This is a genomic window from Streptomyces sp. NBC_00631 (genome assembly GCF_045206895.1).
Lineage (GTDB): Bacteria > Actinomycetota > Actinomycetes > Streptomycetales > Streptomycetaceae > Streptomyces.
Genome location: NZ_CP107734.1, coordinates 3,189,295 through 3,210,379 on the forward strand (window position 1 = coordinate 3,189,295; position 21,085 = coordinate 3,210,379).

The following is a 21,085-nucleotide window of genomic DNA, read 5'->3' on the forward strand; positions in this document are numbered from 1 at the left end:
CTGTTCGGCGAATGAGCTCGCTTAATCTCGACGACTTCACCGATCTGATCGAGCGTCCCGACGGCGGTGTGCGCCGTGACGCCGAGGCGCGCCGGGAGCGGCTGATCGTGCCGCCCGGGTCGCTGGGCCGCCTCGACGACCTGGGTGAGTGGCTGGCCGCGGCGCAGGGTTCGGTACCGGTACGGCCGGTCGAACGGCCTCGGGTCCTGCTCTTCGCCGGTGACCACGGCGTCGCCGGACTCGGCGTCTCCGCACGGCCCGCGGGCAGCGCGGAGCTGCTGGTGCGGGCGATCCTGGAGGGGGCCAGCCCGGTGGCGGTACTGGCCCGGCGGCTCGGGGTGCCCGTGCGGATCATCGACATGGCGCTGGACTGCGACCCGGACTCGCTGCCCGAGGAGGTCGTACGGCACCGGGTGCGGCGGGGCAGCGGCCGTATCGACATCGAGGACGCGCTGACCCTGGAGGAGGCCGAGACGGCCTTCCGGGCGGGGGGCGCGCTGGCCGACGAGGAGGCCGACTCGGGGACCGATCTGGTGGTGCTCGGCGACGTCAGCGTCGGCGGCACCACGGCGGCCTCGGTGCTGGTCGCGGCGTTGTGCGGGACGGACGCGTCGGTGGTGACCGGGCGGGGCGGGCTCGCCATCGACGACCTCGCGTGGATGCGGAAGTGCGCGGCGATCCGGGATGCGCTGCGGCGGGCGCGGCCGGTGCTCGGGGACCAGTTGCAGTTGCTGGCGACCGTCGGCGGGGCGGACCTGGCGGCGATGACCGGGTTCCTGTTGCAGGCGGCGGTGCGGAAGCTGCCGGTGGTGCTGGACGGGGTGGTGGCGGCCGCGTGCGCGCTGGTCGCCCAGCGGATCGCGTTCCGGGCGCCGGACTGGTGGCTGGCCGGGCACGACAGCGGGGAGCCGGGGCAGGCGAAGGCGCTGGACCGGATGGCCCTGGAGCCGCTCCTTTCGCAGGGCGTGACGGTCGGCGAGGGCGCGGGCGCGCTGCTCGCCCTGCCGCTGGTCCAGGCCGCGGCGGCACTGGCGGCGGAACTCCCGGAGAAGCCGGAGGCCGAGGAGAAGCCGCAGGACTGACGAGCCGACGGGGCACGGCCGGGACGGCACCGCCGGGGCGCGCCGTCCCGGCTGATCGCCGTTGCGGCGGGCAGAAGAGACCGGCAGAAGCGTGAAGCCGACAGGGATGAGCGGGGCGCCGACCCGGGCAACCGGCACAAACGCCCCTCAGGGGCGCGGGGAACTGCGCGACCAGCCACAGCGGCCCCGCACCCGGTACGTGCCGGCGCCGACAGCGGCACCCCTCAGGGCCGCGGGGAACTGCGCGACCAGCCACAGCGGTCCGGCACCCGGCATGTGACCGGTGGTGGCAGCGGCGAGACCCCGCGGCCCCCGTATGCCCGGCGGAAACAGGGGGCGTGTGGCGGGGTTTGATGTGGTGACGCCCATATGATCGCTCTCCATGGGAGATGTCCGAATTGCCGTGGAGCGGTGTGATGGACGTGCGGCGGGGCGGCGGGGTGCCGGGGTTTCCGGGCGGGCCGCCGCCTTTGCTGTGTGGTACTTGCGGGCCGTCGCCTTCGTCAACTTCCTCAGCGCGGTGTGGCTGTCGCTGGGGCAGGACGTGCGGCGGCACAACCAGGAGAACTTCTTCACGCCGTACCTGCTGACCGCCGGCTTCGCCTCCGGTGTGTTCACCGCGTTCCTCGCGATCACCATGCGGCGGCGCAAGCGGGCCGCGTGGATTCTCAACCTGGTGCTGAGCGGGCTCTTCCTCGCACTGTTCGCGTTCGCCATGGCGTTCCCGGAGATCCGGCGGTACGCGCAGAACTGGATCTCGATCGTGCTGACCGCCGCCTTCGTGGGGTCGCTCCTCGTCGGCCGGCGGGAGTTCTACGCGAAGGGCGACCGGTCCAACCCGCGGCTCGCCGCCACCGTCGCCGTCGGCGGCGGCCTCGCCGCCTCGCTGCTCGCCGCCCTCCTGGTGACCGCCACCGACCAGGCACCGCACGCCGCGCGTTCGACGTTCCTGGAGCGCTGGCACTACGGCACCCTCCGCCTGGTGTCGGTCGCCGCCGACCCCTCCCGGTTCCCGTACATCGCCCCGCCCAACTGGGTGAACGTCGTCATCAACGTGCTCAGCACGCTCCTCGTGCTCGCCGTCTTCTACGCCGCCTTCCGCTCCCGCCGCGCCGTCGACCCGATCACCGAGGACGACGAGAAGCAGCTGCGGGCGCTGCTGGAGCGGCACGGCGAGCGGGACTCGCTCGGGTACTTCGCGCTGCGGCGGGAGAAGAGCGTGGTGTGGTCGCCGACCGGCAAGGCGGCGGTGGCGTACCGGGTGGTGGGCGGGGTGAGCCTCGCCTCCGGCGATCCGCTCGGGGATCCCGAGGCCTGGCCGGGGGCCATCGTGCCGTGGCTCGGCGAGGCGCGGGCGCACGGGTGGATCCCCGCGGTGATGGGGGCGAGCGAGGAGGCCGGGACCGTGTACGCGCGGCACGGGCTTGACGCGCTGGAACTCGGGGACGAGGCGATCGTCGAGGTCGCCGAGTTCACGCTGGAGGGGCGGGCGATGCGGACCGTACGGCAGGCCTGCAACCGGGTCGGGCGGGCGGGGTACGCGGTGCGGATCCGCCGGCACGAGGACATCCCGGCGGACGAGATGTCGTACCTGGTCCGGCGCGCCGACGACTGGCGGGACGGGGCCACCGAGCGCGGGTTCAGCATGGCGCTGGGCCGGCTCGGGGACTCCCGGGACGGGCGGTGCGTGATGCTGGAGTGCACGGACGGGGAGGGGGAGTTGCGGGCCCTGCTCTCCTTCGTGCCCTGGGGGCCGGGCGGGCTCTCCCTCGATCTCATGCGGCGGGACCGGGACTCCGACAACGGGCTGATGGAGTTCATGGTCATCGAACTGCTGCGCCGCGCCGGAGAGATCGGGATCACGCAGGTCTCGCTGAACTTCGCGATGTTCCGCTCGGTCTTCGAACGTGGTGCGCGTCTCGGCGCGGGACCGGTGCTGCGGCTGTGGAGGTCCTTGCTGAGCTTCTTCTCCCGGTGGTGGCAGATCGAGTCGCTGTACCGGGCCAACGCCAAGTACCGGCCCATCTGGGAACCCCGGTTCCTGCTCTTCGAGAAGAGCGCGGACCTGCCCCGCATCGGCCTGGCGTCGGCGCGCGCCGAGGGGTTCCTGGAGGCGCCGGGGCTGCCGAAGTGGGTGCACCGCAAACACCTGGAAACCCGGACGGACACACCCCACGCCACATCGCGAGACACGCACGGATGAGGACCACCGCATGAAGCCGCCCGCCCGCTGGGGCCGCGCCGAATGGGGGCTGTTGTACGCCACCGTGCGCGGCCCGCTGGCCAAGCGCCGGCTGCGGGCGGTGCCGATGACGGTAGGGGCGGTGTGCCTGACCGCGCTGCTGCAGTTCGCCCAGAACCAGTCGTGGGGCTACCGGGTCGTGCAGGACGTCGGGGCGGTGCGCGTGGCGGACCCCCTCTGGGCGGCACTGCTGCGCACCCCCCTGTCGCTGTTCGTGCCGGCCCTGGACCTGCCGGTGTGGGGCGCGCTGCTCCAGATCCTGGTGGTGTTCGGCATCGCCGAGGTGTGCCTTGGCTGGTGGCGGACCCTGGCCGTCGGGTACGTGGCGACCCTCGCCGGCACGCTGTACGCCCGGGCCGGCATCGCGCTGGGGCCGCACGCGCTGGGTCTGCCGGCCGCGGACGCCCGGGTGGTGGACACCGGGCCGTCGGCCGCCGTCGTCGGGCTCGCGGTCTACCTGGGCTGGCGGTACGGCGCCTACGTCACCGCGGGGGCGGTGGCGGCCGCGATGGTGGTCGAGGTGGGGCTGAAGGACAACCTCGCCGGCAAGGAGCACCTGGCGGCCATCGCGGGCGTGGCCGCGCTGTGCACGGTGGTGCCGGTGGGGCGGCGACGGTGGCACCGCCGGCGTCATCGGCGGCCGGGGTCAGGACCTGGTCCGGGGCCGGGTCCGGGGCCAGGGCCGGGCAGCCGTGCCGGTTCGGGGCGGTCGGGTTTGCCGCCGATCCAGTCCTGAAGGGTCCGGGTGAGCCGGGACCAGCGGCGGTCGTGGTGGTAGGAGCGCAGTCCGGCCCTGGCCCGGGCGCGCGGCCGGTCGCCGTAGAAGCGGCGGGCCCAGGCCGAGCCGGGGCGGGCGAGGCGGACCGCGCCGACGATGGCGACCAGCGGGACGATCACCCCGAAGATCGCCGTGCGGGTCTTGCCCTTGCTCAGGGCGACGAGGGAGAAACCGAAGTTGGCCACCACGTTCGCGATGACGGTCCCCCGGTCCTGGAGTTCGTCCGCCGTGAGGTCGTTGACGCCGAACGGCGAGAACCCGGCGAGGAGCAGCCCCACCAGGGCGGCCGTGATGACGACGATCTCGACGCTCTTGCGGCCCTCCTCGGTCCAGTAGACGTCGCCGAGGTGCAGGATCAGCGCGAACTCGTCGAGGACGAGCCCCGCGCCGATCCCGAAGACGACCGCGGCGAGGGCCGCGCCGAGACCGTTGCGGGAACTGGCGACCGCGCCGAAGCCGCCGATGACGACGAGGACGACCCCGGGGACCACGTGGTGGATGTGCAGGCCGCCCGCCCGCACGTTGCCGAAGGGGCCCTTTCCGGCGCGGATGAGCCGGGTGATGACCCGGGTGATCACAAAGGTCAGGACGAAGGCGGTCAGGGCCAGCAGCAGCGGGAGTTTGCCCGGCTCGATGATGTTCCGCTCCAGCCAATGTCCCATGTGCGCACTTTATCCCTGGCCGTTCTCCCGGCCGGGTGGCCAGGGGCCCGGCCGTTGCTGACCACCGGGTAACCTGCGCCGGTGGCTGCGACCTCTGCGACTCCCTGGCCGGACGGCGTCCGCTTCGCCTTCGGCACGCTCACCGTCTTCCCCGTGAAGGTCACCCGCTGGGACCGCGAGGCGGCCCGCGGCGGCATGCTGTCCGCACCGCTGGCCGGCCTCGCGATCGGCCTCTGCGCGGGGGCGGTCGGCGCGCTGCTGGTGGTGCTCGGGGCGAGTGCGCTGCTGGCCGCGGTCGCCGCCGTCGCGACACCGGCCGTGCTCACCCGGGGGCTGCACCTGGACGGTCTCGCCGACACCGCCGACGGTCTGGGCAGCGGCAAGCCCGCCGAGGACGCCCTGCGGATCATGAAGCAGTCGGACATCGGACCGTTCGGGGTCATCACGCTCGTCCTCGTCCTGCTCGCCCAGGTGGCCGCGCTGGCCCAGGCGTACGGCGACGGGTGGGCCCGGGGTGCCCTGGCGGCGGTCGTCGCGGCGACGGTGGCCCGGCTGGCGCTGACGCTGGCCGCGGTGGAGGGGGTGCCCGCCGCCCGGCCGGAGGGGCTGGGGGCGGCGGTGGCCGGGGTGGTGCCCAAGGTGGGGGCGACCGTGGTCACGTTCGCGGTGATGCTGCTGGCAGCCGGCGCCGGGGCGCTGGTCGGGGCGGGCGACAGCCTGCGGGCGCTGCTCGCGGTGGTGGTGGCCGAGGCCGCGACGGACGGGCTGCTGCGGCACTGCCGACGGCGGTTGGGCGGAGTGACGGGCGATGTGTTCGGGGCGCTCGCGGAGGTGGCGGCTACTGCGGCCCTGGTGGTCTTCTCGATCGGCGGCCACTGAACGAGGGCCGTGGACGGGCGCTTCAGCAGGCCTTCCGCCACGCCCCCAGCTCGTACTTCTTCTCCAGCGAGCTCAGCCTCAACTTCCGTGACCGGCCGCAGAACTCGCTCGCCGGCAGTTCGTACTCCACGTGGAAGACCGCCTTGTCCGCCTTGATGAACGGCTTCAGGTCGTCGCACTCGCCGTACTGGGCGCACTGCTCGTTCACCGCGAAGTCGAAGTCCCGCACCAGCTGCGGGATCTGGTCCAGGTCGTTCTTCAGGCCCACCGCCAGGCCCCGGTCGTGGGCGAGCCGGGCTATGAGCCGGTTGTAGCGCAGCTGGTCGGCCGCCGTGAGGGGGAAGCCGGTGCGGTTCTTGTAGCCGTCCATGTTGTCGGGCTCCACCGCGTCGAAGCCCTTCTTCCTGCACATGTCGAAGCGGGCCGCCATCAGCGGCTTCAGCACGTCCGTACGGCGGATGTCCAGCCAGCGCTCGCCCTCCCAGCCGTTGCCGCGGCCGAGCACCGACGCGGGGAACTTCTTCGCGTCGGGGCGCCAGTCCTCGTAGGCGCCGGTGGAGATGTAGCAGATGGTCCTGCGGCCCTTGCCGTGCAGCGTGGCGACCGTCGCCTTCGACTGGTCGAAGCCGTCGATGTCGTAGACGGATGCCTTGACGGAGGTGTCGACACGGCCGCTCAGCTGCCACTGCCAGCTGACCCCGGGCCGCGGTTGCCAGCGCCCCACGTCCTCGGGGGCCCGGGTGCAGCCGGACAGCACGACCGGCAGGAGCAGCAGGGCGAGCAGAGGCGGGGTACGGGACATCACGGTGTGAGCTCCAGGGCGGCCGGCGGGTTACCTGGTCGATGATCTCCCATGCCGGGCGCGGGACGGCAAGTGGCCCGGATGCCACCGCCAGGTGAACGCCCGTAGGAACGAGCGAGCGCATACACACGCGTAGGCTCGTCCCGGGTGTTCGCCGACAGGGTGAAGGCCCCCGGTCGCAACGCGCCCCGAGGGCATTGCCCAGGGCCGCTTCCCGGGCCCGGTCGACCCACCCGTTCGGCCACTGCAACTCAACATCGGAAGCGAGATTCCACCACCGTGACTGCTCTCACACTCAGCACCTCAGCGGCGCCCGGCCTCCGGGCCGACGCGATCGTGATCGGTGTCGCCAAGGGCGCCAAGGGCCCGGTCGTCGCCCCGGGCGCCGAAGCCGTGGACACGGCCTACGACGGCAGGCTCGCCGCCGTCCTGGAGACCCTCGGAGCCTCGGGTGCCGAGGGCGAACTGACGAAACTGCCCGCTCCGGCCGGCTTCAAGGCTCCGCTCGTCATCGCGGTGGGCCTGGGCGCCGAGCCCGGCCGGGACGCGGACTACGAGGCCGAGGCGCTGCGCCGGGCCGCCGGTGTCGCCGCCCGCGCGCTGGCCGGGGCCAGGAAGGCCGCCTTCGCGCTGCCCGTCGAGGACGCGGCCGCCGTGGGCGCGATCGGCGAGGGCGTGCTGCTCGGCGCCTACTCCTTCGACACCTACAAGGACAACGGGGCCGGCACCGGCAAGAACCTGAAGGCGAAGAACGGCAGGACGCCGCTCGCCGAGGGCGTGCTGCTCGGCGGCAAGCCGCGGGACGCGGCCCACAAGGCGGCCCTGGCCCGCGCCACGGCCGTCTCCGAGGAGCTCAACCGGGCCCGCGACCTGGTCAACACCCCGCCGAACGACCTCACGCCGGCCGCGTTCGCCGCGATCGCGCAGGGCGCCGCCAAGGAGCACGGCCTCAAGATCCAGGTGCTCGACGACAAGGCGCTCGCCAAGGGCGGCTACGGCGGCATCCTCGGCGTCGGCGGCGGCTCGGCGGCGACCCCGCGGCTGGTGAAGCTGTCGTACACGCACGCGGAGGCGGACAAGCACCTCGCCTTCGTCGGCAAGGGCATCACCTACGACTCGGGCGGCATCTCGCTCAAGCCGGCCGGCCACAACGAGACGATGAAGTGCGACATGAGCGGGGCGGCGGCGGTGTTCGCGGCCGTCGTGGCGGCGGCACGGCTCGGCCTGGCGGTCAACGTGACCGGGTGGCTGGCGCTGGCCGAGAACATGCCGTCCGGCACCGCCGTGCGCCCGGGGGACGTGCTGCGCATGTACAGCGGCAAGACCGTCGAGGTGCTCAACACGGACGCGGAGGGCCGGCTGGTCCTCGCCGACGCGCTGTGGGCGGCGTCGGCGGAGCGGCCGGACGCGATCGTGGACGTGGCGACGCTGACCGGCGCGATGATGCTGGCGCTGGGCAGCCGGACGTTCGCCGTCATGGGCAACGACGAGGCGTTCCGCTCCGCGGTGCACGAGGCCGCGGACGAGGTGGGCGAGCCGGCGTGGCCGATGCCGCTGCCGGAGCACCTGCGCAAGGGGATGGACTCGCCGACCGCCGACATCGCGAACATGGGCGAGCGGATGGGCGGCGGGCTGGTCGCGGGGCTCTTCCTGCGTGAGTTCGTGGGTGACGGGATCACCTGGGCGCACCTGGACATCGCGGGGCCGGCCTTCAACGAGGGGGGTCCCTTCGGGTACACGCCGAAGGGTGGCACCGGGTCCGCGGTGCGGACGCTGGTGCGGCTGGCGGAGCTGACGGCTGAGGGCGACCTGGGCTGACGTCGGGTTTTGTGGGCGGGGCCTCGCGTGCGGGTAGGGCGGGGCCCCGTCGCCCAAGAGCTCGGGTGGTGCTGCTGTACGGCGGCCGCAGGTCGTGGGGGCTTCTCGCGCAGTTCCCCGCGCCCCTTGCGGGGCGCTGCGTGTGGTGTCTCACACCCCAGCCCCGCGTCTCGTTCACCTCCGACAAGTGCGAAGATGGGGCTCGGCAGGACAGGGCCCCACCCACAGGGCCGAAGAAGAGCGGCCGGACACCAGCCGCCGCGCGGTCACTGGAGACCGGCGTACGGCGCACATGCATGGAGGACGTGACGTGGCGAACGACGCCAGCACCGTTTTCGACCTAGTGATCCTCGGCGGTGGTAGCGGTGGTTACGCCGCGGCCCTGCGCGGGGCGCAGCTGGGCCTGGACGTCGCCCTGATCGAGAAGGACAAGGTCGGCGGTACCTGCCTGCACCGGGGTTGCATCCCCACCAAGGCCCTGCTGCACGCGGGCGAGATCGCCGACCAGGCCCGCGAGAGCGAGCAGTTCGGTGTCAAGGCCACCTTCGAGGGCATCGACGTGCCGGCCGTCCACAAGTACAAGGACGGCGTCATCGCCGGTCTGTACAAGGGTCTGCAGGGTCTCGTCGCCTCGCGCAAGGTGACGTACATCGAGGGCACGGGGCGGCTGTCCTCCCCCACCTCCGTCGATGTCAACGGCCAGCGGATCCAGGGGCGCCACGTGCTCCTCGCCACCGGTTCCGTGCCGAAGTCGCTGCCGGGTCTGGAGATCGACGGCAACCGCATCATCTCCTCCGACCACGCCCTCGTCCTGGACCGCGTGCCGAAGTCCGCGATCATCCTGGGCGGCGGTGTCATCGGCGTGGAGTTCGCCTCCGCCTGGAAGTCCTTCGGGGCCGACGTCACGGTCATCGAGGGCCTCAAGCACCTCGTCCCGGTCGAGGACGAGAACTCCTCCAAGCTTCTTGAGCGCGCCTTCCGCAAGCGCGGCATCAAGTTCAACCTGGGCACCTTCTTCTCGAAGGCCGAGTACACCGCCGACGGCGTCAAGGTCACCCTCGCCGACGGCAAGGAGTTCGAGGCCGAGATCCTGCTGGTCGCGGTGGGCCGCGGTCCCGTCTCCGCGGGCCTCGGCTACGAGGAGCAGGGCGTCGCCATGGACCGCGGTTACGTCCTGGTCGACGAGTACATGCGGACGAACGTCCCGACCATCTCCGCCGTCGGTGACCTGGTCCCGACGCTCCAGCTCGCGCACGTCGGCTTCGCCGAGGGCATCCTGGTGGCGGAGCGCCTGGCGGGTCTGAAGACCGTCCCGATCGACTACGACGGCGTGCCGCGGGTGACGTACTGCCACCCGGAGGTCGCCTCCGTGGGCATCACCGAGGCCAAGGCCAAGGAGATCTACGGTGCGGACAAGGTCGTCGCTCTGAAGTACAACCTGGCGGGCAACGGCAAGAGCAAGATCCTCAACACCGCGGGCGAGATCAAGCTCGTCCAGGTGAAGGACGGTGCCGTGGTCGGTGTCCACATGGTCGGCGACCGCATGGGCGAGCAGGTCGGCGAGGCCCAGCTGATCTACAACTGGGAGGCGCTGCCCGCCGAGGTCGCCCAGCTCATCCACGCCCACCCGACGCAGAACGAGGCGCTCGGCGAGGCCCACCTGGCCCTGGCCGGCAAGCCCCTTCACTCGCACGACTGACCCTCGGTCGACACACGCGACGACTCAGACTTCCGCAATTCGTAAGGAGCAACCGAAACCATGGCGGTTTCTGTAACCCTTCCGGCGCTCGGCGAGAGCGTCACCGAGGGCACTGTCACCCGCTGGCTGAAGGCCGAGGGCGAACGCGTCGAGGCCGACGAGCCGCTGCTCGAAGTCTCGACCGACAAGGTCGACACCGAGATCCCGGCCCCCGCCTCGGGCGTACTGGCCTCGATCAAGGTCGCCGAGGACGAGACGGTCGAGGTCGGCGCCGAGCTGGCCATCATCGACGACGGCACGGGTGCGCCCGCCGCCGCTCCCGCCCCGGCCGCCGAGCCCGCCGCCGCCCCGGCCCCCGCGCCGGTCGCCGAGGCCCCCGCCCCGGTCGCCGAGACCCCCGCCCCGGCCCCCGCGGCCGCCCCCGCCGCTCCGGCCGGTGGCGCCTCCGGCACGGACGTGGTCCTGCCCGCGCTCGGTGAGTCCGTCACCGAGGGCACCGTCACCCGCTGGCTGAAGTCGGTCGGCGACTCCGTCGAGGCCGACGAGCCGCTGCTCGAAGTCTCGACCGACAAGGTCGACACCGAGATCCCGGCGCCCACCTCCGGTGTGCTGCTGGAGATCGTGGTCGGTGAGGACGAGACCGCCGAGGTCGGCGCCAAGCTCGCCGTCATCGGCGCCCCGGGCGCCGCTCCGGCGGCCGCCCCCGCCCCGGCCGCCCCGGCTCCGGCGCCCGCCGCCGCTGCCCCGGCCGCGCCCGCCGCCCCGCCGGCCCCGGCTGCTCCGGCCCCGGCGCCCGCCGCCCCGGCTCCGGCCCCGGCGCCCGCTCCGGTCGCCGCCGCTCCGGCCCCCGCGCCGGCCGCTCCGGCTCCGGTCACCCCGGCTCCGGTCACCCCGGCCGCCGCGCCCACCGCGCCGACCGCCACCCAGGCGACCGACGAAGGTGCCTACGTCACCCCGCTGGTGCGCAAGCTCGCCGCCGAGAACGGTGTCGACCTGGCCTCGGTGAAGGGCACCGGCGTCGGCGGCCGGATCCGCAAGCAGGACGTCCTCGCCGCCGCCGAGGCCGCGAAGGCCGCCGCCGCTCCGGCCCCCGTGGCCGCCGCTCCGGCCGCCGCCGCTGCCAGGAAGGCGCCGGCGCTGGAGGCCTCCCCGCTCCGCGGCCAGACCGTCAAGATGCCCCGCATCCGCAAGGTCATCGGCGACAACATGGTCAAGGCGCTGCACGAGCAGGCGCAGCTGTCCTCGGTCGTCGAGGTCGACGTCACCCGCCTGATGCGGCTGCGCGCCCAGGCCAAGGACTCCTTCGCCGCGCGCGAGGGCGTCAAGCTCTCCCCGATGCCGTTCTTCGTGAAGGCGGCGGCCCAGGCGCTGAAGGCCCACCCGGCCATCAACGCCCGGATCAACGTGGAAGAGGGCACGATCACCTACTTCGACACCGAGAACGTCGGTATCGCGGTGGACTCGGAGAAGGGCCTGATGACCCCGGTCATCAAGCACGCCGGCGACCTCAACATCGCCGGTATCGCCAAGGCCACGGCCGACCTGGCCGGCAAGGTCCGCGCCAACAAGATCACCCCGGACGAGCTGTCCGGCGCGACCTTCACCATCTCCAACACCGGCTCGCGCGGCGCGCTGTTCGACACGATCATCGTGCCGCCGAACCAGGTCGCGATCCTCGGTATCGGTGCCACGGTCAAGCGTCCGGCCGTCATCGAGACGGAGGAGGGCACGGTCATCGGCGTCCGCGACATGACGTACCTGACCCTGTCCTACGACCACCGTCTGGTGGACGGCGCCGACGCGGCCCGTTACCTGACGGCCGTCAAGGCGATCCTGGAGGCGGGCGAGTTCGAGGTCGAGCTCGGTCTCTGATCCCTCACGGGTTCCACGGTGCCCCGTCCGGAGTTCCTCCGGGCGGGGCACCGTCGTGTAAGTCTCGTCTCACCTGCGCGAAAGCGCCCCCGTGCGCCTCTCCCGAACGGCGGTCCGGCCTTATTGTCTAAACGTCAAACGCCCTTAAGGAGCTCTCATGACCGCGCCCGTCGTCCACTCGCTGCGCGAACAGATCCGCGAGCACATCGTGGAGGGGATCGTCAGCGGGCGCTGGCAGCCGGGCGAGCGGATCGTGGAGCGACGGATCGCGACGGAGCTGGAGGTGAGCCAGACACCGGTGCGGGAGGCGCTGCGCGAGCTGGAGTCCCTTCGTCTCATCGAGTCGGCGCCGAACAAGGGCGTACGGGTGCGGAACCTGACGGCGGCCGACCTGGAGGAGAGCTATCCGGTGCGGGCCGGTCTGGAGGCGATCGCGGCGGAGCTGGCGGCCGAGAAGCTGGCCGAGGACTGCTCGGCCCTTGAACCCCATGTGGCGGCCCTCTACGACGCCGACCGGGACGCCGACGGCACGGCCCAGGTCCGGCACACCGTCGGCTTCCACCGCGAGCTGGTCCGGGCGGCCGGCAACTCGGTGCTGCTGCACACCTGGGAGGGCCTGGGCATCGAGGTCTTCACGGCGCTGTCGATCCGCTGGCTGGGCACGGTCCAGCAGTCGTACGCGGAGGAGCACGAGGAGCTGGTCGCCGCGTTCCAGCGCCGGGACCCGCGGATCGCGGAGATCGTGAAGGCCCATGTCCTGGGTTGCGCGCCGAGGGCGTGACGGCCGTACGCCGGCGGCGGACCGGACGGCGAGGAGGGCGGACGTGATGGCGGGCGAGACCGCGGTGAAGCAGCGGCGGGTGTGGGTGCTGTGGTGGGTGGCCGGCCTCGCGTACGCCATCGACCTGGGGAGCAAGGCCGCGGTGGTCGCCTGGCTGGAGGGGCGTGCCGCGGTCCCGGTGCTCGGGAGCTGGATGGAGCTGCGGGTGCAGCGCAACCCCGGCGCGGCGTTCGGCATGGGCCGGACGACGACCATCGTGTTCACGCTGATCGCGGCGGCCGTCGCCGTCGCCGTGGTGCGGGTGTCGCGTCGGCTGACCAGCGCACCGTGGGCGGTCGCGTTGGGGCTGCTGCTGAGCGGGGCGCTCGGCAACCTGACCGACCGGGTCTTCCGTTCTCCCGGCGGTATGCGGGGAGCGGTGGTCGACTTCATCTCGGTCCGGGACTTCAGTGTGATGAACCTCGCCGACTGGGCGATCAGCTGCGGATGCGCCCTGGCGATCCTGTTGTCGGTCCGGGGACAGGCGTTGGGCCCTGCCAGTGGCGCCGCCCCCGACGCGGCGCCGACCGCGACTCCGTCCTGACGCGTCTGGCGAGTACGACGCGCCCGACACGTCCGACGCACAAGAGCGCACCCCCGCTCAAACACCTCCTCACCTGCGCAAACGTCGATCACATCGCGTCACCCGGTGCCACCGCCGAAGGCACCGCGTGCCGACTTTCTCGAAATCGAGAGGTTTTGCCCGTCAAACCTTTGATCGATCATCGATCAGGGAGTTAGAGTCGCCGACGGGCTCGCACCCGGGCCCTCTGCCCTGTCCTGCCAAAGACCAAGGGCACCCCGAACCCCTTACCGATGAGGGAACCCCCTTCGACTGAGGAAGGCGGCGACATGACCGACCCCAACGCCATCCAGCCGAGCGCGCTCGACCAGCTCCCGGACCGGGATCCGGAGGAGACCGCCGAATGGCAGGCCTCTCTGGACGCCGTGGCCAGGGAGGCCGGGCCGCACCGCGCCGCGTACCTGATGCGGCGCACGCTGGAGCGCGCCGAGGCGGGCGGCATCGCGCTGCCGAAGCTGCTGGAGACCGACTACCTCAACACCATCCCCACCGCCGCCGAGACGGCCGTCCCCGGCGACGAGGAGATGGAGCGGAAGATCACCGCGTGGAACCGCTGGAACGCGGCCGCGATGGTCACCCGGGGCAGCAAGCACGGCGTCGGCGGCCACATCGCCACCTTCGCCTCCGCCGCCTGGCTCTACGAGACCGGCTTCAACCACTTCTTCAAGGGCAAGGAGGGGGACGGCTCCGGTGACCAGCTCTACATCCAGGGCCACGCCTCCCCCGGCATCTACGCCCGCGCCTTCCTCGACGGCCGCCTGACCGAGGCGCACCTCGACAACTTCCGCCAGGAGGCCGGCGGCAACGGCCTCCCGTCGTACCCGCACCCCCGCCGCCTGCCCTGGCTGTGGGAGTTCCCGACGGTGAGCATGGGCCTCGGCCCGCTCTCGGCGATCTACCAGGCCCGCTTCAACCGCTACCTGACCGCCCGCGACATCAAGGACGTCTCGGCGTCCCACGTCTGGGCGTTCCTCGGCGACGGCGAGATGGACGAGCCGGAGTCCACGGCCGCCCTCGCACTCGCCTCCCGCGAGGGCCTGGACAACCTCACCTTCGTCATCAACTGCAACCTGCAGCGTCTCGACGGCCCGGTCCGCGCCAACTTCAAGATCGTGCAGGAGCTGGAGGCCCAGTTCCGCGGCGCCGGCTGGAACGTGATCAAGACGCTCTGGGGCACCGCCTGGGACGAGCTGTTCCAGCTCGACACCACCGGTGCGCTGGTACGACGGCTGCGCGAGGTACCGGACGCGCAGGTGCAGACGTACCAGACCCGCGACGCCGCCTACATCCGCGCCGACTTCTTCGGCAAGGACCCCGCGCTCGCCGAGATGGCGAAGCTGCTGAGCGACGACAAGATCCTGGAGTGCTTCCACCTCTCCCGCGGTGGTCACGAGGCGCGCAAGGTGTACGCCGCGTACAAGGCCGCCGTCGAGTTCAAGGGCGCGCCGACCGTGATCCTGGCCCAGACGGTCAAGGGCCACACCCTCGGCGAGGGCTTCGCGTCGAAGAACGCCAACCACCAGATGAAGAAGCTGACGGTGGACGAGTTCAAGACGATGCGTGAGCTGCTGGAGCTGCCGATCCCGGACAGCGCGTTCGCCGACGGGGTCGTGCCCTACGGCCACCCCGGCGCCGACTCCCCCGAGGTCCGTTACCTCCAGGAGCGCCGCGCGGCCCTCGGCGGTCCCGCCCCGGCCCGCCGCACCCACGCCCTGGCGCCCCTGCCCGCCCCCGCCGACAAGGCCTTCGCCTCCTTCGACAAGGGCTCGGGCTCGCAGAACGTGGCCACCACCATGGCCTTCGTCCGGCTCGTCAAGGACCTGGTCCGGGACAAGGAGACCGGGAAGCGCTGGGTGCCGATCGTCCCCGACGAGGCGCGCACCTTCGGCATGGAGAGCCTCTTCCCGTCCCTGGGGATCTACTCCCCCAAGGGCCAGACGTACGAGCCGGTCGACCGTGACCAGCTGATGTACTACAAGGAGGCCAAGAACGGCCAGATCCTCAACGAGGGGATCACCGAGGCCGGTTCGATGGCCGACTTCATCGCCGCGTCCACCGCGTACGCGACGCACGGCGAGGCGATGATCCCGTTCTACATCTTCTACTCGATGTTCGGCTGGCAGCGGACCGCCGACCAGATGTGGCAGCTCGGCGACCAGCTCGGCCGCGGCTTCCTGGTCGGCGCGACCGCCGGCCGTACCACCCTGACCGGTGAGGGCCTCCAGCACGCCGACGGCCACTCCCCGGTGATCGCCGCGACCAACCCGGCGGCCCTGACGTACGACCCGGCCTTCGCCTACGAGATCGCCACGATCGTCAAGGACGGTCTGCGCCGGATGTACGGCGAGCCGGCCGCGGGCGAGGACCCGAACGTCTTCTACTACCTGACCGTCTACAACGAGCCGCTCCCGCAGCCCGCCAAGCCGGCCGGGCCCGGCGTCGACGAGGGCATCGTCAAGGGCCTGTACCGCTTCAACACGGCGGAGTCGGCCGGGCTGACCGCGGTGGCGAACGCCCCGCGCATCCAGCTGCTCGGCTCCGGCACCGCGATCCACTGGGCGCTCAAGGCGCAGCGGCTGCTCGCCGAGGAGTGGGGCGTGGCCGCGGACGTCTGGTCCGCGACGTCCTGGTCCGAGCTGCGCCGGGACGCCATGGAGGCGGACGCGGCCCTGCTGCGCGGCGAGGAGCGGATGCCGTACGTCCGCCAGGCGCTGCACGGCGCGGAGGGCCCGGTCCTCGCGGTCTCCGACTACATGCGCCAGGTCCCCGACCAGATCGCGCAGTGGGTCGAGCAGGACTGGTCCTCCCTCGGCGCCGACGGCTTCGGTCTCTCCGACACCCGTGACGCGGCCCGCCGCCACTTCGGTGTCGACGCCGAGTCGATCGTCGTGGCGGCCCTGGCCCAGCTGGCCAGACGCGGCGAGGTCAAGGCGACCGCGGTGAAGGAAGCGCGGGAGAAGTACGGGCTGTGAGCCCGTGCGCCCCTGAGCGCGCCCGGCGCGTCTGAACGCGCCCGAACGGCCCCGGCGGACCCCTCCGTCGGGGCCGTTCGGGCTGTGGGGCGGAGCGGAGCCGTCGGCCGTCGCCGCGCACACGCGAGTCGAGGGGGCGTGGGGTCGACGGGCGCCGGATAACAATCCGCACCACTCCGCGTGCGCCCCCGCCGCCCAGGCACGATGCTGGACCCGTGATGGACGAGACGGAGTTCTGGGAGCTGGTCGACGCCACCCGCGAGGCCGCCGGGGGCGACCCGGAGGAGCAGGCCGACCTGCTGGTGGAGCGGCTGCTCCAGATGGAGCCGGACCTGGTCCTGGACTTCGCCCGTCACTTCGAGGCCCGCTACAACCGCGCCTACCGCTGGGATCTGTGGGGCGCCGCCTGGGTGCTGCTGGACGGGGCCAGCGACGACGCGTTCGACTTCTTCCGGTGCTGGCTCATCGGCCAGGGCCGGGAGATCTTCGAGGGCGCCCTGCACGAGCCGGACGCGCTGGCGGAGCTGCTGGACGACTTCGACGAGGAGATCGACGGCGACGGCGAGGAGCTGGGGTACGCCGCCGACGAGGCGTACGAGCAGCTCACCGGGACCGTGGCGCCGGACCTGGGGATCGCCCCCGCACCCTCCGAGCCGGAGGGCACCCCGGTCGACTTCGAGAACGCGCGGGTGCTCGCCGAGCGGTTCCCCAGACTGTGGGACCGCTTCAAGGAGTAGGGGTCACGCGGCGCGGCGTCGGGTCACGTCGGACGGGATGTACGCCTGTGTCTGCTCGGCCTTGACCGCGTGGTGCATGGGTGCCGCGTTGGCCTGGTCGAGGGCGGACGCGGTGACCGCGGCCGGGCCGAGGACGACCGTCGCGACCGCGCAGACCACGGCCCACGGCCCCCTGGACGACCTGACCCGGCCGGCCTTCTCCGCGGCCTCGGTACGGGCTTCGGCTTCGGTACGGGCTTCGGTACGACTGCTGTTCATGATCCCCACCTCCAGTCGGCTGCTGATGTCCTTGACCGTAGGACGCGGGGATCTGAACGGCCTGCGTGCCGCCTATGGCGTTCCTGTGGACGTTTTCGCGGGTGGTCCGAGAAACCTTCCCGGCGGCGTTTCCAGGAGTGTGCGCAGCGGAGTTCCGGCCGGCGCCGCCGATGGCGCGGGTGTCCCGGAAGGCGAGGGTGCCGCCGCCCCGGCCCTGCCCTGCAGCCGGGCCGCCGTCTCCCTGATCTCCGGGAGGCGGGCGACGAGTGCGGCTCCGGGGCAGTTGGTCCGGTAGCCGTCCTGGTGGCCGGCCACCGCGGGGAGGGCGACGACCGCGCCCTGCCGGTAGCGGCTGCGGTCGTTGCTGGAGACCAGCCGGGCGCTGCCGCGCGGGTCGACGCCGGCCAGGCCGAGTTTCCAGGCGGCGACGGCGGCGATCGAGTCGGCCATGGCGGTCGGCACGGGCACCCCGGCGGTGAAGGTGCCGAGGGCGGCGATGCCGGCGGTGCGGTGGTTGAAGCCCTGGGTGTGGGCGCCGGTGACGGCCCGGTCGGCGCCGCCCGCGCGGCCCTCGTAGATGGTCCCGCACCGGTCGACGAGGAAGTTGTAGCCGATGTCGTCCCAGGCGCGGTCGCCGGTCTGGCCGGTGTACAGGCGGCGGATGATCTCGGGCGCCTGGGCGCAGGAGTAGCCGTTGGGCGAGTCGGTGTGGTGCACGAAGACGGCGACGACCTGGTCGTCGTAGCGCGGCGGCGGCTGGGTGCGGCGGACGGCGCCGGTCAGCCAGGCCGAGCGCGGCACGATGTGCGGCCGGGGTGCCCGGTAGCGGGTCGCCGGGCTGGCGGGCGCGGGCGCGGAGAGGTGGATCGCGACGGTGCGGTCGACGCCCTGGGCGCACAGCACCAGGGCGAGGACGGCGGCGAGGCCGGGCAGGCAGCCGAGCAGCGTCAGGGCGGTGATCCTGGTGCGCCGCCCCGCTCTTGGGAAGACACGCATGGCACTCACTCTCGGGTCGATCGAAGCCGCCCGCGATGTGTGCTGTGCCACCTGGTGGAACCATCGTCCTGGTCCGAGGCGTTTCAGGGGGTACACGCACACGTGGCCGGTCCCCGGGGGCCACGGGCGCGTGAACTGATCACTGGGCCTGTCCCGGCCGTATTAAGGGCACCGAGAGAAAGGCGGCTCCGTGGACCTGCTCGACCTGGTGCTCGTACTGGTGGTCCTCGTCTACGCGGCGTCGGGTTACCGGCGCGGGCTGGTGGCCGGCTGTGTCTCGCTGGCCGGGTTCGTGGGCGGCGCGGTGATCGGCGTGTGGGTGCTGCCGTGGGTGATGGAGCTGGTCACGCGCGGGACGGCGACGGCGACGGTGGTCGCGGTGCTGACGGTGCTGGTGCCGGCGGTGGTGGGGCACGAGCTGGCGGGCCGGCTGGCGCTGCGGCTGCGCCGCGAGCTGGACGAGGGGCCGCTGCGGGTGGCCGACGGGATGGGCGGGGCGGTCGCCAACTCGGTGGCGGTGCTGATCGTGGCCTGGGTGGCGGCGAGCGTGCTGGGGGCGTCCTCGTCGCCCGCGGTGACGACGGCGATCCGCGACTCGAAGCTGCTCGGCGCGGTGCAGAACACCATGCCGGACACCACGCCGGACTGGTTCTCGCGGGCCACCTCGGCGCTGACCGAGGCGGGTTTCCCGCAGGTCTTCAACCCGTTCGAGAACGAGTCGACGGCCCGGGTGGCCAAGCCGTCCGGTGACAACGTCACGGCGGCCGCCACGAACGCGGCCAGGCGCAGCACGGTCAAGATCGAGGGTTCCTCCGGCAACCAGGGCCGCGAGGGCAGCGGGTTCGTGTTCGCGCCGGAGCATGTGATGACCAACGCCCACGTGGTGGCCGGCATCGACAACCCGAGCGTGCGGATCGGCGGGGTCGGGCCGTCGTACGACGCGGAGGTCGTGCTCTTCGACCCGGACCGGGACGTGGCGGTGCTGTACGTGCCGCAGCTGCGGGCGCCCGTGCTGCGGTTCGACACGACGGCGGCGCGCGGGGACTCCTCGGTGGTGGCCGGCTATCCGCAGGACGGCGACCTGAACCTGCAGGCGGCCACCGTGGCGAACAAGGTGCAGGCCACCGGCCAGAACATCTACAGCGACGCCACGGTGACCCGGGAGATCTACTCGATCCGCTCCACGGTCCGCCCCGGCAACTCCGGCGGCCCGCTGCTGACCACCGGCGGCAAGGTGTACGGCGTGGTGTTCGCCCGCTCCACGTCGGACGACGAGACGGGGTACGTGCTGACCGCCGACGAGGTCGCCCCGGACGCCACGCGCGGGGCGACCGCCACCGCGCCGGTGGACACCGGCGAGCTCATCAGGTCCTGACCGTCACAGCGGCCGGCCCATGACCACGTCGTCGACGTACTCGCCGTCCAGGAAGAACTCCCCCGGCAACACGCCCTCGACGGCGAAGCCCTCCGACTCGTAGAGCCGGCGCGCCGGGGTGTTGTGTCCGAGGACGGCGAGCCGGATCCGGCGGGCGCCGCGGCGGCGGGCCTCCTCCATCGCCGCCCGCAGCAGTGCCCGGGCCACGCCCCGGCCGCGGACCTCCTCGGCGACCGCGAGGCCCTGGATCTGCCGGACGTGCGCGTTGGAGGCGAGCTTGTAGGCGAGGCCGAGCCGGACATAGCCGACGATGCGCCGGTCGACCTCGGCGACCAGGGTGTCCTCGGGGGCGTGGCGCTCGCTGAAGAAGGGGTCGTACGGCGGCTGCGGGCGCGGCATGACCGCGTGCAGGGACGACCAGGTGGCGCGGTCGAGGGCGGAGAGCTCCTCGTCGTCGTCGGGCAGGGCGGTGCGTATGTACGGCTCTGGCATGCGCTCACCCTAGGACGGCCGCCCGTCGGGGCCCATCGGGTTTTCCGCGGCCGGTACCGGCATGCTGTGACGCATGGAACGTTCTCGTATCGCGGTGGCCGGCGCGTCCGGCCTCATCGGCAGCGCCCTGGTGCGGTCCCTCCGGGCGGACGGGCACGAGGTGGTGCGCCTGGTGCGGCGCGCGGCCCACGGCCCCGCGGAGGTCTGCTGGGACCCGGCCGGGCAGTACGTGGACGCCGCCGGACTGTCCGGCTGCGACGCGGTGGTGAACCTCGCCGGTGCCGGGATCGGCGACCGGCGCTGGACGCCCGCCTACAAGCGGGAGATCCGGGACAGCCGGGTGCTCGGCACGGCCGCGCTCGCCGAAGCCGTGGCGGCCCTGCCGGACCCGCCGCGGGTGTTCGTGAGCGGCAGCGCGATGGGCATCTACGGCGACACCGGCGACCGGGTCGTGGACGAGGACGCCCCGCCCGGGGACGGCTTCCTGCCGTCGCTGTGCGTGGAGTGGGAGGAGGCGGCGGCCCCGGCCATGGAGGCCGGCGTACGGACGGTGTTCCCGCGCACCGGCCTGGTGGTGTCCCGTGACGGCGGGGCCTGGGGCCGGCTGTTCCCGCTCTTCAGGGCCGGGCTCGGCGGCCGGCTGGGCGACGGGCGCCAGTACTGGTCGTTCATCGCGCTGCACGACGAGGTGGCCGCGATCAGGTTCCTGATGGACACTGAGGGTCTGTCGGGCCCGTTCAACCTCACCGCGCCCGACCCGCTGACCAACGGTGAGATCACCGCGGCCATGGCCCGGGTGCTGCACCGCCCGGCCCTCTTCCCGGTGCCCTCCCCGGTGCTCCGCGCGGCGCTCGGCGAGATGGCCGGGGACGTGCTCGGCAGCCAACGCGTGGTGCCGAAGCGGCTGCTGGAATCAGGGTTCACCTTCGCGTTCCCGGGCATCGAGGACGCGATCCGCGCGGCGTGACGGCCCCTGTGACCGTATGCGACCGGCGTGCGACCGTGCCCTGTTCATGCG

The 21,085-nt window shown here is 72.7% G+C and carries 18 protein-coding genes; 13 read left to right on the plus strand and 5 right to left on the minus strand.

Features of this window, described 5'->3' with window-relative positions; translation table 11 throughout:
• Window positions 1-11: 11 nt before the first annotated feature.
• The 3 genes from cobT (at window position 12) to OHB00_RS14645 (ending at window position 4,060) form a co-directional block, all read left to right on the plus strand.
• Window positions 12-1,082, plus strand: a complete 1,071-nt coding sequence (gene cobT / locus OHB00_RS14635; protein ID WP_406434981.1) for a nicotinate-nucleotide--dimethylbenzimidazole phosphoribosyltransferase — start codon at window positions 12-14, stop codon at window positions 1,080-1,082.
• Between the two features lie 382 nt (window positions 1,083-1,464).
• Entirely contained in the window at window positions 1,465-3,285 is a 1,821-nt protein-coding gene (locus tag OHB00_RS14640; RefSeq protein ID WP_406434983.1) for a phosphatidylglycerol lysyltransferase domain-containing protein, read from the plus strand.
• 10 nt (window positions 3,286-3,295) lie between these two features.
• Window positions 3,296-4,060, plus strand: coding sequence for a hypothetical protein (locus OHB00_RS14645; RefSeq protein WP_406434985.1), 765 nt, complete (start codon window positions 3,296-3,298; stop codon window positions 4,058-4,060).
• On the opposite strand, the gene OHB00_RS14650 is transcribed toward OHB00_RS14645, so the two are convergent.
• Window positions 3,955-4,764 (minus strand): hypothetical protein, encoded by an 810-nt coding sequence (locus OHB00_RS14650; RefSeq protein ID WP_406434987.1) that lies wholly within the window; start codon window positions 4,762-4,764, stop codon window positions 3,955-3,957. The two genes, OHB00_RS14645 and OHB00_RS14650, sit on opposite strands and share 106 nt — an antisense overlap.
• Before the next feature lie 81 nt (window positions 4,765-4,845).
• On the opposite strand from OHB00_RS14650, the gene OHB00_RS14655 reads away from it, so the two are divergent.
• A complete protein-coding gene (locus OHB00_RS14655) occupies window positions 4,846-5,643 on the plus strand; it encodes an adenosylcobinamide-GDP ribazoletransferase (protein WP_406434989.1) in 798 nt (265 codons plus the stop codon).
• Between the two features lie 22 nt (window positions 5,644-5,665).
• On the opposite strand, the gene OHB00_RS14660 is transcribed toward OHB00_RS14655, so the two are convergent.
• Window positions 5,666-6,445 (minus strand): endo alpha-1,4 polygalactosaminidase, encoded by a 780-nt coding sequence (locus tag OHB00_RS14660; RefSeq protein ID WP_406434991.1) that lies wholly within the window; start codon window positions 6,443-6,445, stop codon window positions 5,666-5,668.
• A gap of 279 nt (window positions 6,446-6,724) precedes the next feature.
• Here OHB00_RS14660 and OHB00_RS14665 point away from each other — a divergent pair, with 279 nt between their 5' ends.
• The 7 genes from OHB00_RS14665 (at window position 6,725) to OHB00_RS14695 (ending at window position 16,946) form a co-directional block, all read left to right on the plus strand.
• On the plus strand, window positions 6,725-8,263 hold the full coding sequence (locus tag OHB00_RS14665) for a leucyl aminopeptidase (protein WP_406434993.1): 1,539 nt from the start codon (window positions 6,725-6,727) through the stop codon (window positions 8,261-8,263).
• A 310-nt stretch (window positions 8,264-8,573) separates the two neighbouring features.
• Complete coding sequence (gene lpdA, locus OHB00_RS14670) at window positions 8,574-9,962, plus strand: dihydrolipoyl dehydrogenase (protein WP_406434995.1); 1,389 nt, start codon at window positions 8,574-8,576, stop codon at window positions 9,960-9,962.
• 60 nt (window positions 9,963-10,022) lie between these two features.
• A complete protein-coding gene (sucB, locus tag OHB00_RS14675) occupies window positions 10,023-11,834 on the plus strand; it encodes a 2-oxoglutarate dehydrogenase, E2 component, dihydrolipoamide succinyltransferase (RefSeq protein WP_406434997.1) in 1,812 nt (603 codons plus the stop codon).
• Window positions 11,835-11,991: 157 nt separating this feature from the next.
• A complete protein-coding gene (locus tag OHB00_RS14680) occupies window positions 11,992-12,615 on the plus strand; it encodes a GntR family transcriptional regulator (RefSeq protein ID WP_406434999.1) in 624 nt (207 codons plus the stop codon).
• Between the two features lie 46 nt (window positions 12,616-12,661).
• Window positions 12,662-13,198, plus strand: a complete 537-nt coding sequence (locus tag OHB00_RS14685; protein ID WP_406435001.1) for a signal peptidase II — start codon at window positions 12,662-12,664, stop codon at window positions 13,196-13,198.
• 308 nt (window positions 13,199-13,506) lie between these two features.
• Window positions 13,507-16,209: a pyruvate dehydrogenase (acetyl-transferring), homodimeric type gene (gene aceE / locus OHB00_RS14690; protein ID WP_406435003.1), complete on the plus strand. Its 2,703-nt coding sequence runs from the start codon at window positions 13,507-13,509 to the stop codon at window positions 16,207-16,209.
• 218 nt (window positions 16,210-16,427) lie between these two features.
• Window positions 16,428-16,946 carry a DUF4240 domain-containing protein gene (locus tag OHB00_RS14695; protein WP_406445780.1) on the plus strand — a complete coding sequence of 173 codons (519 nt, stop codon included), beginning with the start codon at window positions 16,428-16,430 and terminating at the stop codon, window positions 16,944-16,946.
• Between the two features lie 3 nt (window positions 16,947-16,949).
• Here the strand turns inward: OHB00_RS14695 and OHB00_RS14700 are convergent, their stop codons facing one another.
• Window positions 16,950-17,204: a hypothetical protein gene (locus OHB00_RS14700; protein WP_406435005.1), complete on the minus strand. Its 255-nt coding sequence runs from the start codon at window positions 17,202-17,204 to the stop codon at window positions 16,950-16,952.
• Between the two features lie 72 nt (window positions 17,205-17,276).
• Window positions 17,277-18,200: a peptidoglycan recognition protein gene (locus OHB00_RS14705; protein ID WP_406435007.1), complete on the minus strand. Its 924-nt coding sequence runs from the start codon at window positions 18,198-18,200 to the stop codon at window positions 17,277-17,279.
• Window positions 18,201-18,390: 190 nt separating this feature from the next.
• On the opposite strand from OHB00_RS14705, the gene OHB00_RS14710 reads away from it, so the two are divergent.
• The gene (locus tag OHB00_RS14710) at window positions 18,391-19,575 is read left to right on the plus strand and encodes a MarP family serine protease (RefSeq protein WP_406435009.1); all 1,185 of its coding nucleotides are present in this window, start codon (window positions 18,391-18,393) and stop codon (window positions 19,573-19,575) included.
• 3 nt (window positions 19,576-19,578) lie between these two features.
• Here OHB00_RS14710 and OHB00_RS14715 read toward each other — a convergent pair whose 3' ends face one another.
• Entirely contained in the window at window positions 19,579-20,067 is a 489-nt protein-coding gene (locus tag OHB00_RS14715; RefSeq protein WP_406435011.1) for a GNAT family N-acetyltransferase, read from the minus strand.
• A 73-nt stretch (window positions 20,068-20,140) separates the two neighbouring features.
• On the opposite strand from OHB00_RS14715, the gene OHB00_RS14720 reads away from it, so the two are divergent.
• Window positions 20,141-21,034 carry a TIGR01777 family oxidoreductase gene (locus OHB00_RS14720; protein WP_406435013.1) on the plus strand — a complete coding sequence of 298 codons (894 nt, stop codon included), beginning with the start codon at window positions 20,141-20,143 and terminating at the stop codon, window positions 21,032-21,034.
• Window positions 21,035-21,085: the final 51 nt, after the last annotated feature.

What these genes read in the sequence shown, in the direction of transcription:
- OHB00_RS14660 (WP_406434991.1), bottom strand. Translation starts at nt 6,445, where the DNA reads ATGTCCCGTACCCCGCCTCTGCTCGCCCTGCTGCTCCTGCCGGTCGTG.
- OHB00_RS14685 (WP_406435001.1), top strand. Translation starts at nt 12,662, where the DNA reads ATGGCGGGCGAGACCGCGGTGAAGCAGCGGCGGGTGTGGGTGCTGTGG.
- OHB00_RS14700 (WP_406435005.1), bottom strand. Translation starts at nt 17,204, where the DNA reads ATGAACAGCAGTCGTACCGAAGCCCGTACCGAAGCCGAAGCCCGTACC.
- aceE (WP_406435003.1), top strand. Translation starts at nt 13,507, where the DNA reads ATGACCGACCCCAACGCCATCCAGCCGAGCGCGCTCGACCAGCTCCCG.
- OHB00_RS14720 (WP_406435013.1), top strand. Translation starts at nt 20,141, where the DNA reads ATGGAACGTTCTCGTATCGCGGTGGCCGGCGCGTCCGGCCTCATCGGC.
- OHB00_RS14715 (WP_406435011.1), bottom strand. Translation starts at nt 20,067, where the DNA reads ATGCCAGAGCCGTACATACGCACCGCCCTGCCCGACGACGACGAGGAG.
- OHB00_RS14640 (WP_406434983.1), top strand. Translation starts at nt 1,465, where the DNA reads ATGGGAGATGTCCGAATTGCCGTGGAGCGGTGTGATGGACGTGCGGCG.
- OHB00_RS14645 (WP_406434985.1), top strand. Translation starts at nt 3,296, where the DNA reads ATGAAGCCGCCCGCCCGCTGGGGCCGCGCCGAATGGGGGCTGTTGTAC.
- OHB00_RS14680 (WP_406434999.1), top strand. Translation starts at nt 11,992, where the DNA reads ATGACCGCGCCCGTCGTCCACTCGCTGCGCGAACAGATCCGCGAGCAC.
- OHB00_RS14650 (WP_406434987.1), bottom strand. Translation starts at nt 4,764, where the DNA reads ATGGGACATTGGCTGGAGCGGAACATCATCGAGCCGGGCAAACTCCCG.
- sucB (WP_406434997.1), top strand. Translation starts at nt 10,023, where the DNA reads ATGGCGGTTTCTGTAACCCTTCCGGCGCTCGGCGAGAGCGTCACCGAG.
- OHB00_RS14705 (WP_406435007.1), bottom strand. Translation starts at nt 18,200, where the DNA reads ATGCGTGTCTTCCCAAGAGCGGGGCGGCGCACCAGGATCACCGCCCTG.
- OHB00_RS14695 (WP_406445780.1), top strand. Translation starts at nt 16,428, where the DNA reads ATGGACGAGACGGAGTTCTGGGAGCTGGTCGACGCCACCCGCGAGGCC.
- cobT (WP_406434981.1), top strand. Translation starts at nt 12, where the DNA reads ATGAGCTCGCTTAATCTCGACGACTTCACCGATCTGATCGAGCGTCCC.